Annotated in this window: 7 protein-coding genes; 5 read left to right on the top strand and 2 right to left on the bottom strand. The window is 72.7% G+C overall.

The window, feature by feature from the left end; genetic code table 11:
* The first annotated feature begins 61 nt into the window (after positions 1–61).
* Genes CP969_RS29980 through CP969_RS29965 form a run of 4 tightly spaced genes read left to right on the top strand, consistent with a single transcriptional unit; the run spans position 62 to position 3,701 of the window.
* Positions 62–1,330 carry a cytochrome P450 gene (locus CP969_RS29980; protein ID WP_016824054.1) on the top strand — a complete coding sequence of 423 codons (1,269 nt, stop codon included), beginning with the start codon at positions 62–64 and terminating at the stop codon, positions 1,328–1,330.
* A gap of 48 nt (positions 1,331–1,378) precedes the next feature.
* On the top strand, positions 1,379–1,963 hold the full coding sequence (locus tag CP969_RS29975) for a DUF3995 domain-containing protein (protein ID WP_004981609.1): 585 nt from the start codon (positions 1,379–1,381) through the stop codon (positions 1,961–1,963).
* The gene (locus tag CP969_RS29970; RefSeq protein ID WP_016824056.1) at positions 1,960–2,916 is read left to right on the top strand and encodes a daunorubicin resistance protein DrrA family ABC transporter ATP-binding protein; all 957 of its coding nucleotides are present in this window, start codon (positions 1,960–1,962) and stop codon (positions 2,914–2,916) included. Before CP969_RS29975 ends, CP969_RS29970 begins: the two co-directional genes overlap by 4 nt.
* A complete protein-coding gene (locus CP969_RS29965; RefSeq protein ID WP_004981614.1) occupies positions 2,913–3,701 on the top strand; it encodes an ABC transporter permease in 789 nt (262 codons plus the stop codon). The genes CP969_RS29970 and CP969_RS29965 overlap by 4 nt, the downstream gene beginning before the upstream one ends.
* 452 nt (positions 3,702–4,153) lie before the next feature.
* Here CP969_RS29965 and CP969_RS29960 read toward each other — a convergent pair whose 3' ends face one another.
* Together CP969_RS29960 and CP969_RS29955 are read right to left on the bottom strand one after the other, a co-directional pair.
* Complete coding sequence (locus CP969_RS29960) at positions 4,154–6,139, bottom strand: ABC1 kinase family protein (protein WP_016824057.1); 1,986 nt, start codon at positions 6,137–6,139, stop codon at positions 4,154–4,156.
* 10 nt (positions 6,140–6,149) lie between these two features.
* Entirely contained in the window at positions 6,150–8,300 is a 2,151-nt protein-coding gene (locus tag CP969_RS29955) for an MMPL family transporter (RefSeq protein WP_016824058.1), read from the bottom strand.
* A gap of 390 nt (positions 8,301–8,690) precedes the next feature.
* On the opposite strand from CP969_RS29955, the gene CP969_RS29950 reads away from it, so the two are divergent.
* A complete protein-coding gene (locus tag CP969_RS29950) occupies positions 8,691–9,716 on the top strand; it encodes a polyprenyl synthetase family protein (protein ID WP_016824059.1) in 1,026 nt (341 codons plus the stop codon).
* Positions 9,717–9,732 lie beyond the last annotated feature (16 nt).

The following is a 9,732-nucleotide window of genomic DNA, read 5'->3' as shown; positions in this document are numbered from 1 at the left end:
ACCGCCGGAGCGTCACCGTACCGACGACCCGCCACAGCGCACCCACTTGGAGCAAGCCCCTATGACCAGCGCCACCGCGGCACTGGGCGGAGCCGACGTCGAGGACCGTGAGCTCGACAGCTTCGACCTGACCGATCCCGCGACCTATCAGACGACCGACGTCCACGCCATGTGGCGCCGGTTCCGCGCCGAGCGACCGGTGCACCGTCACCCGGCGACCGAGACGGGGCCCGAATTCTGGGTCCTGTCCAAGTACCACGACATCATGAAGGTGTACAAGGACGACGAGAACTTCACCTCCGAGCGGGGGAACCTGCTGGTCACGCTGTTGCACGGCAGTGACTCCGCGGCGGGCAAGATGCTCGCGGTCACCGACGGCCCCCGGCACGCGGCGATCCGCAAGCTGATGCTCAAGTCCTTCTCGCCGCGCGCCCTGCGGCACATCTCGGAGCAGGTCGTGCAGCGCACCCGCACGCTCCTCAGGAACGCGGTGGAGCGGGGCGAGGCGGACTTCGCTCGGGACGTCGCCGAGCACATCCCGATCGCCACCATCTGCGACCTGCTGGGCGTCCCCGAGTCGGACCGCGCCTTCCTGCTCAGCCTCAACAAGGAGGCGCTCAGCTCCAGTTCGGCCGACACCAGTGCCGAGGACTCCTGGCTCGCCCGCAACGAGATCCTCCTGTACTTCGGCGAGCTCGCCGAGGAGCGCAAGAAGAACCCGGTCGACGACGTCATCAGCGTGCTGGCCACCGGCCGGATCGACGGAGAGCCGCTCGACGAGGACGAGATCGTCCTGAACTGCTACAGCCTGATCATCGGCGGCGACGAGACCAGCCGGCTGTCGATGATCGGCGGGGTGCAGGCGCTGATGCGCCACCCGGAGCAGTGGAACGCGCTGAAGCGGGGCGAGGTGACGGTGGAGAGCGCGGTGGAGGAGGTGCTGCGCTGGACGACCCCGGGCATGCACTTCGGCCGCCGGGCGCTGCGGGACGTCGAGGTGGCGGGGCAGCGGATCGCCGCCGACGACATCGTCACCCTGTGGAACACCTCCGCCAACCGGGACGAGGACGTCTTCGACGCCCCCGGGACGTTCGACCTGGCCCGCACCCCCAACAAGCACGTGTCGTTCGGCTACGGACCGCACTTCTGCCTCGGTGCGTTCCTCGGCCGCGTCGAGATCAACGCCATGCTCGACGGGCTGCGGACCGTGGCGGACCGCATCGAGCCCAACGGCCCGGTGGAGCCGGTGTTCTCCAATTTCCTCAGCGGCCTGGAGAGCCTGCCCGTCCGCTTCGAGGTGGACCGTGCGGGGCTCGCCGGATGGAACTGAGGGCCGTTCGCTCCGCCCGCGGCCCTGACGAGTAGGAAGAGGAATTCGATGTCGAAGGCACGAGAGGGTGCCACGCCGGTGTCCGCGGTCCCGGTCTCCCGGTGGGAGCGGACCGTCGGGTACTGCGCGGTGATCGCCGGGCTCGCCTACGCCCTGCCGCACCTGTGGTGGGGACTGGGGATCATGTTCGCCTACCCCGACACCCCCGAGTCGGTGCCGGACGTGGCCTGGCAGCGCATGATCGCCTTCTGGGGCATGGGGGCGGCCTCCGCTCTCGCCGCCCTCGCGACCACCGCCCTCTTCCGGCCCTGGGGGGACTTCTTCCCCCGGTGGCTCCGCGTCGGGGCGGCCCTGATCGGCGGCACCGGGCTCGCGCTGTGGGGGCTCGGCTACGGCTACCTGCGGTTCTTCGTCGCCGTGGGCAGGGTCGAACCGAGCGCGGAGGTGGCCGCCTCCTTCGGCCCCTGGAACTTCTACTGGTACCCCGTGTTCTTCGTCTGGGGCGCGTCGCTGGTGCTCGCCGGCCTCCACCTGCGCCACCGCCCCCGCCGCCCGTCCGCCTCCGGGACCGACGTCCCGCGGCCGGACGGGCGGGCCCGGCAGACCCCGTCGACCATCGAGGTGAACTCGTGACGAACGCCATCGAGGCCGAGGGCCTCCGCAAGAGTTACAAGGGGCACGAGGCGCTGAGCGGAGTGTCCCTCACCGTGCCCGAGGGGACGGTCCTCGGACTGCTCGGCCCCAACGGCGCGGGCAAGACCACCACCGTCCGCATCCTGGCCACCCTGCTCCAGCCCGAGGAGGGCCGGGCCGTGGTCGCCGGGTTCGACGCCCTCAAGCAGCCCAAGGAGGTGCGCCGCCGGATCGGCCTCACCGGCCAGTACGCGGCCCTCGACGAACGGCTCACCGGCCGGGAGAACCTGCGGCTCATCGGCACCCTGCTGCACCTGGGCAAGGGCCCGTCGCGCCGGCGGGCGGACGAGCTGCTGGAGCGGTTCGAACTCTCCGAGGCCGCCGACCGGGTGGTGCGGACCTACTCCGGCGGCATGCGCAGGCGGCTGGACCTGGCGGCCAGCCTGATGGTCGACCCGCCGGTCCTCTTCCTGGACGAGCCGACCACCGGACTCGACCCCAGCAGCCGGCTCGTGCTGTGGGGGATGATCCGGGAGCAGGTGGCCAAGGGCGTGACCGTCCTGCTGACCACCCAGTACCTGGAGGAGGCCGACCAGCTCGCCGACCGCATCGTGGTGATCGACACCGGCAAGGTGATCGCCGAGGGCACCGCCGACCAGCTCAAGCAGAAGGTCGGCACCGAGCGCCTCGAGGTCGCCGCCCTCGCCGCCGAGGACACCTCCCGGGTGGTCGCCGCGATCGGCTCCCGGCTCGCGACCACCCCGTCCGTCTCCGAGGACGGCCGCACCGTGTCGGTGCCGCTGCCCGACGGGATGGGCGGTGTCGCCGCCGCAGCCGCGGCGGTGGAGGAACTCGGCATCGAGATAGCGGAGTTCGCTGTTCGGCGCCCTTCGCTCGACGACGTTTTCATGACGCTGACGGGCCAGACGGCCAGGGAGAAGGATCCGGCGTGACCGAGACACTGAGTGACGTACGGGCGTTGGTGGGCCGCCACTTCCGGCACATCTACCGCATACCCGAGCAGCTGATCAGCGTCACCATCATGCCGATCGCCTTCGTGCTGATCTTCGGCATGCTCTTCGGCAGCGCCATGCAGGTGGAGGGCGGCAGCTACCAGGAATACATCATGGCGGGCATCTTCATCCAGGTGATGATGGCCAACATCTCCCAGACGGCCCTGGGCGTCGTCGGGGACCTGAGCAACGGCCTGGTGGACCGCTTCCGTTCGCTGCCGATCTCCCGCTCCGCGGTGCTGATCGGCCGCACCACCGCGGACATGGCGCTCGCCGCCTGGTCCTGCGCCCTGATGGCCGGCGTCGGCTACCTCATCGGCTGGCGCATCCACAACGGACTGCCCAAGGCCCTCGCGGCGTTCGGGCTGCTGCTCCTGCTCGGCTTCGCCATGTCGTGGCTCGGCGCGCTGCTCGGTCTGGCGCTGCGCAGCACCGAGTCGGTCAACGCCCTGGCGTTCATGGCCATGATGCCGCTGGTGTTCCTGTCCAACGCGTTCGTCCCGCCGGACGGGCTGCCGACCTGGCTGAGGGTCGTCGCCGAGTGGAACCCGGTCAGCATGGTGGTCACCGCCTGCCGGCAGCTCTTCGGCAATCCGACCGTGGGCCTCGGCACGGGGCTGCCGGCCGAGCACCCCGTCCTGATGTCGCTCCTCCTGATCGGCGGCATCCTCGCCGTGGTCATCCCGATGTCGGGCCGCGCCTACAGCACGGCGACCGCCCGCTGAGGAGACACGCGCGGGAACGCCCGGCCGGGATCTCCCGGCCGGGCGTTCCCGTATGTGCGGCCCCGCGGTCCGGCGGCTGCGGCGCCCGGGGGTGCGCCCGGTGCGGTCCGGAAGGCCGGCGCCTCGCGCGGCCGGCCCCGGCCCCGGGTGCCCGCCGGACACGGAGCGCCCGTTGACTCGGCTTCCTTCTGCTTCCTTCTGCTTCCCGTCCGCCTCCGTTTCCGCCCGGCATCGCCCGGACGACGGTCCGCGGTACCGGGCCGGAGCCGAATCCGCGGGCCCGGGGCGAGACCGCGGGACTCGGGGCGAGACCGGCGGCCGTCTTCGTGAGCGGGTTCGTGAGCGGGCCGGGGTCACGGGCCTTCGGCGGACCCGGGCGGCCAGGGTCGCGGGCCGTCTACGCACCCGGGCGGCCGGGGTCGCAGGCCTTCGGCGGGCCCGGGCGGCCGGGGTCAGCGGCGGTCGCGGGAGAGTGAGAACAGCACCCGCAGCGTCAGCACCGAGGCGACGAGCAGCAGGTTGCAGCCGAGCGCCTCGAACAGTCCGACCGACGAGGTGATCTCCGGCCCTCCGGGCGTCTGCAGCAGCATCACCCCGACCACCCCGGCCGCACCCCCGCTGAAGGCCAGCAGCACGTCGCGGACGATCCCGCGGACGAAGTCCCGGTCACGTTCGTCGGCCAGCACCCGGACGTTCACGCTCAGGCGTCCCTGCTCCAGGGCCTCCGCGATGCGGTCCACCCGGCGCGGCAGCCGGCGCAGCACCGGCAGCAGCGCGAGCATCTCGCCGGTGGCCGCCCGTCCGAGGCTCCCCGGTGCCAGCTTCCGCCGGGCCTGGGAGGCCGCGAACCGGCGGGCCTCGGCGACGATGTCGTACTCGGGGACCAGCCGGCCGAGGGACACCTCGAGTGTCGACAGGGAACGGAACGCGGCGGCGATCTCACCGGGCACGACGAGCCCGTACTTGGTCACCAGCAGGAACAGCGCGGCGAACATCTCCCGGTCCGGCCGCGTCCCCGGAACCAGGTGCCGGGCCATGAACCGGCCCAGGTCACGGGTCAGCCGGTTCTCGTCGGCCGGTTCCGGCCGGTGTTCCACCAGTTCCAGCAGCGCGTCGCAGAGGGCCTGCTGGTCGTTGCGGTGGATCGCGACCAGCAGGTCGCGCAGCGCCGAACGCAGCACCCGGTCGATACGGCCGGCGCAGCCGAAGTCCAGCAGTCCCAGCCGTCCGTCGTCCAGCACCATGATGTTGCCCGGATGGGGATCGGCGTGGAAGACGCCGTCGGTCATGATCTGCGCGAGGACGCAGTCGAGCAGCGCCCCGGCGAGCGCCGTCCGGTCGAGTCCGCGGGCGTCGGCGGACTCGGCCGCCTTGTCGAGCGCCACCCCGTCCAGCCACTCCACCACCAGGACGCGGGCGGTGGTCAGATCGTCGTGGACGGCGGGGATCTTCACCGCCGGGCGCGGGTCCGGATCCTGCGACGGGTGCCCTCCGGCATCGGCCGCCCGCGCGGCGGCGACCTCCCGGGTGTTGCGGGCCTCGGTGCGGAAGTCGAGTTCCTCCTGGAGGGAGGCGGCGAAGCCCCGGACCAGTCCGGTGACTCCGATGGAGCGGCCCCACGCGGTGCGTTCGCCGGTCCTCCGGGCGATCCGCAGGAGGATGTCCAGGTCGCGTTCCACCACCTGGCGGGCCCGGGGACGCTGCACCTTGACGGCGACCGCCCGGCCGTCCCGCAGCCGCGCCCGGTGCACCTGGGCGACGGAGCCGGCCGCCAGCGGCACGGTGTCGAACTCGGCGAACACCTCGCCCGGCGGGGCGCCGAGGTCCTCGGTGAGCACCTGCTCGATGCCGTCCCAGGGCTCGGCGGCCGCCGCGCACTGCAGCAGGCTCAGCTCGTCGATGAACTCGGCGGGCAGCAGGTCGTAGCGGGTGGAGAGCACCTGGCCGAGTTTGACGAAGGTGGTGCCCGCCTCCTCCAGGGCCAGCCGGAGGGCGCGGGCGTGCTCCGCCCGGGTGGCGCTCGTCGCCGGGCCGGTCAGCCCGGACAGCCGCGGGAGGCGGCCCAGCCCGTGGCGGAGGGCGATCCTGCTGAGCTCCGTGAAGCGCTGGGTGCGCGCCACCCGGCGCCTCACGGAGCGGGGCCAGCGGACGATGCCGCCGACCGATCCGCTGGGCACCACCGCCTCGGACAGGGCCAGGAACATCATGGCGGCCAGCAGGGCGCTGCCCACCTGGACCGTCACCAGCACCGTGCCCGCCGCGGCGGGCCCCATCGCGGAACTCACCAGTCCGGTGGCGAGCAGCCCGGTGCACCCGGTGAGCAGGGAGCGCAGTGCGCCGATCCGCAGACCGAGCAGTCTGCGCGCCCCGAAGCCGAGCACCACCAGGCCGAGGGCGACGGTGCCCACGGCGGTCGGGACGATGACGAACGCGGTCAACGTGAAGCGGTCACGTCGTGGCCGGCTCGGGGGCCGGCGCCGGCTCGGCGTCGTCGCCCTCCGCCGGCCTCCCGCGGTCGCGGGCCGGCCACCAGGCCCGTTCGCCGAACAGCGAGGTGACCGCAGGCACCAGCACGAGCGCCATCACGAAGGCGGTGATCAGGATGCCGAACGACACCGCGAATCCCAGCTGCTGGAGCATGCTGTTGGCGGCCAGCATCAGCACGCCGAAGGTGCCGGCCAGGATGACGGCGGCGGCCCCGATGGTGGGCGCCGAGTGGGTCACGGCGAGCCGGACGGCCTCCTGCTGCGTCCGGCCCCGGGCGATCTCCTCGCGGAGGCGGGCCACCACGAGGATGTTGTAGTCCGTGCCGATCGCCACCACGAACAGGTAGACGAACACCGGCAGCGCGAACATCAGCCCGTTCTCGCCCTTGACCTGCTGGAAGAGCAGGACGGCCGAGCCGAGGGTGGCACCGAACCCGAGGCCCACGGCCGCGATCAGGTACCAGGGCGCGACGGCGCTGCGCAGCAGGAGTCCGAGGATCACCATGATCGCGACGCCGGCGATCGGGAAGACCAGCGAGTAGTCGTGGTTGACGGCGGTGCGGATGTCCGCGAGGACCGCGCTGGTGCCGCCGACGAGCGCCTCGGTGCCCTCGGGCGCCGCCCGGTGCGCGGTCTCGCGCAGGTCTCCGGAGACCAGGTCGATGGCCGCCTCCTCGGCGGGGCGGAACTCCAGGACGACGCTGAACTGCGCCGCGTCCCCGGCCGTGCCGAGCATGGCCGGCGAGACGTCGCCGACCCCTTCGACCCCGGAGAGCTTCTCGCGGAACGCCTCCAGGCCGGCCGGGTCGAGCCGGGAGCCGTCCTCGGAGGCGACGACCACCAGGGAGGGGTCGGTCTGTCCGGCGGAGAAGCCGTTCCTGAGGTCCTTGGAGGCCTGTACGGACTCCAGGTCCTGCGGCAGCGAACTCTCGCTGTCGAACTCGGCGCTGAAGCCGAACGCGGCCACGCTCATGACGGCCAGCAGGCCGCCGGAGAGGCCCGCGAGGAGGCGGGGCCGACGGGAGACGAGGCTGCCGAGCCGGCCGGCGACGACGCTCTTGGGCTGCTTCTTCCAGGCCTTGGAGGGCCAGAACGCCTTGGCGCCCAGCAGCGAGAAGACGGCGGGGACGAGGGTGAGGGAGGCCAGCAGGGTGACGGCCACGGCGATGGCCAGCGACGGGCCCATGGCACGCAGCATGCCCATGGTGGAGAGCACCAGGGCGAGGAAGGCGACGATGACCGCGCCGGCCGCGGAGGCGATGGTCTCGCCGACCCGGGTCACGGCGTCGATCATGGCCTTCTTGGGTTCCTGCCCCGCCCGCAGCTGCTCGCGGTACCGGAAGAGCAGGAACAGGATGTAGTCGGTGCCGACGCCGAACAGCACCACGATGAGGATGGCGGAGACCGAGTTGTCGGCCTGGAGCCCGCCGAGCTCGGCGGCGGTGGCGATCAGTCCGGTGGCCACGACGAACACCAGGAGGATCAGCAGGACCGGCAGCAGCGCGATGAGCGGGCTGCGGAAGATCACCAGCAGCAGCACCACGATCAGCACCAGGGTCGCCAGCATGATCATCGCGTCGGTGTCGCCGGAGGACTCGAGGTTGTCCAGCCCGCTGGCGGTCGGGCCGGTCACCCCCATGGTCAGGCCGGTCTTCGCGAGCAGCGGCCCGGCGTCCGCCCGGAGCTGCTTCACCGACTCGAAGAGCTTCTGGTCGTAGTGGTTCTTCGTCGTGGCGAAGACGCTCGCCAGTGCCACCTTGCCGTTGGGCGAGACCGACTCGGGGCTCGTCAGGACCGACTTCACCTTGTCGTAGCCCTCGGCCTGCAGGGCCTCTGCGATCCGGGCCACCTCCGCCAGGTCGTCCGGCGAGAGCCTGTCGCCGTCGGCGCGCTGGAACACCGCGATGGCGGAGGGCTGCTCCGTCATCGGGAACGCACGCTGCTGCACCTCCGTGACGCGTACCGACTCGTAGTGGGACGGCAGGAAGTCCGCCTGGTCGTTGGTGCTCCTCAGCTGCGGCGCGAGCGCGACCGCGGCGACGGCCGCGATGAGCCAGGCGATGATCGTCAGCCAGGGCCGGTCGACGGCGAACCGCCCTATCCGTCCGAACATGGTGCTCCTTCGTGCTTCCTGGACTGGGGGGACCGGGGCCTACGCAGGGGGGTCGCCGGTTCTCCCCGCAGTCTGGCCGCCGGTTCCCCCGCCGACGACGACGGGACGCCAACGCGGCAAGAACCTGCCAGGGCCGTTGCCCGCGCTCCGGGCCCGGTGTGACAGTCCTGGTGTCCGCAGCGCGACCCGGTGCGACAGCCCTGACGTCCGCAGCGCGACCCGTCGCGGACGTCCTCCACTCCCCGGCCCGCCGCACGTACCGTCCGGGCCCCGCCGCGGCGTCGGGCGGGCAGCCGGTCGTCGGGAGCGAACCCCTGGGGCGAGCTCCGCGACCGGCCGTCCGCAGTGTCCGGCCGGGGAACCCCGTGCCTCATGCCTTCAGGAGCCCGGATGAACGTGTTGAGCGCCCCGGAGCGCGGTTCCCTCGTGTCCGGACTCGCCGCCGGCGACCCGGCGCTGCGGGACCGGCTGGCCGAGCGCCTGCGGACCGTCGAACGGCGCCTCCAGGAGCGCGCCGCCCGTGCCGCCGACCCCCGTGTCGCCCCGCTCGTCGGGCATCTCGTCACCACCGGTGGAAAGCGGCTGCGGCCCCTGCTGGTCCTGCTGGGCGCGGAGTTCGGGGACCCGGAGGGCGAGGGGGTCGTCGACGCGGCCGTCCTGGCCGAACTCGTCCACGTCTCCTCCCTCTACCACGACGACGTCATCGACGACGCCAGCATCCGGCACGGGGCGGACAGCGCCAACGCCCGCTGGGGGAACCGCCGCGCGGTGTTCGCCGGGGACTGGCTCCTCGCCCAGGCCGCCCAACTGTCCTGCGCGCTCGGGCCGCGGGCGGTGCGGTTGAACGCGGTGACCGCCGACCGGCTGGTGCGCGGCCAGGCCCTGGAACTGCTCGGGCCGGAACCGGGGACCGCGCCCCTGGACCACTACCTCCGGGTGACGGCCGGCAAGTCCGCGTCCCTGATCGTCCTGTCGCTGCAGCTCGGCGCCCTTCAGGCAGGCGCGCCCGAGGCGTACGCCGACGTCCTCGCCGAGTACGGGGAGCAACTGGGCCTCGCCTTCCAGATGTCCGACGACATCCTCGACATCACCTCGCCCGCCTCCGCGTCGGGCAAGGAACCGGGCATGGACCTGGAAGCCGGGGTGCTCAGCCTCCCGGTGCTCCTCGCCCTGGCGGGCGACGGCGCGGGCGACGGGGAACTGCGGGCCCTGATCGCCGCCGGACCGGCCGCCGGGACGCGTCCGCACCGCCGGGCGCTGGAACTCCTGCGGGACTCCGCCGCGCTCGCCGCGGCCGGGGCCCTGAGGGACGAGCACCTGGCACGGGCCCGTACCGCCCTCGCAGCCCTGCCCCGGACCCCGGCGCGCAGGATCCTCGGCGCGCTCTGCGACTTCGTGGCCCACCGCGGGTCCTGAAGCACCTACGGGAGAC

The sequence above is a fragment of the Streptomyces viridosporus T7A genome (assembly GCF_008704515.1).
GTDB classification, from domain to species: domain Bacteria; phylum Actinomycetota; class Actinomycetes; order Streptomycetales; family Streptomycetaceae; genus Streptomyces; species Streptomyces viridosporus.
This window is presented reverse-complemented; position numbering and strand designations above follow the sequence as displayed.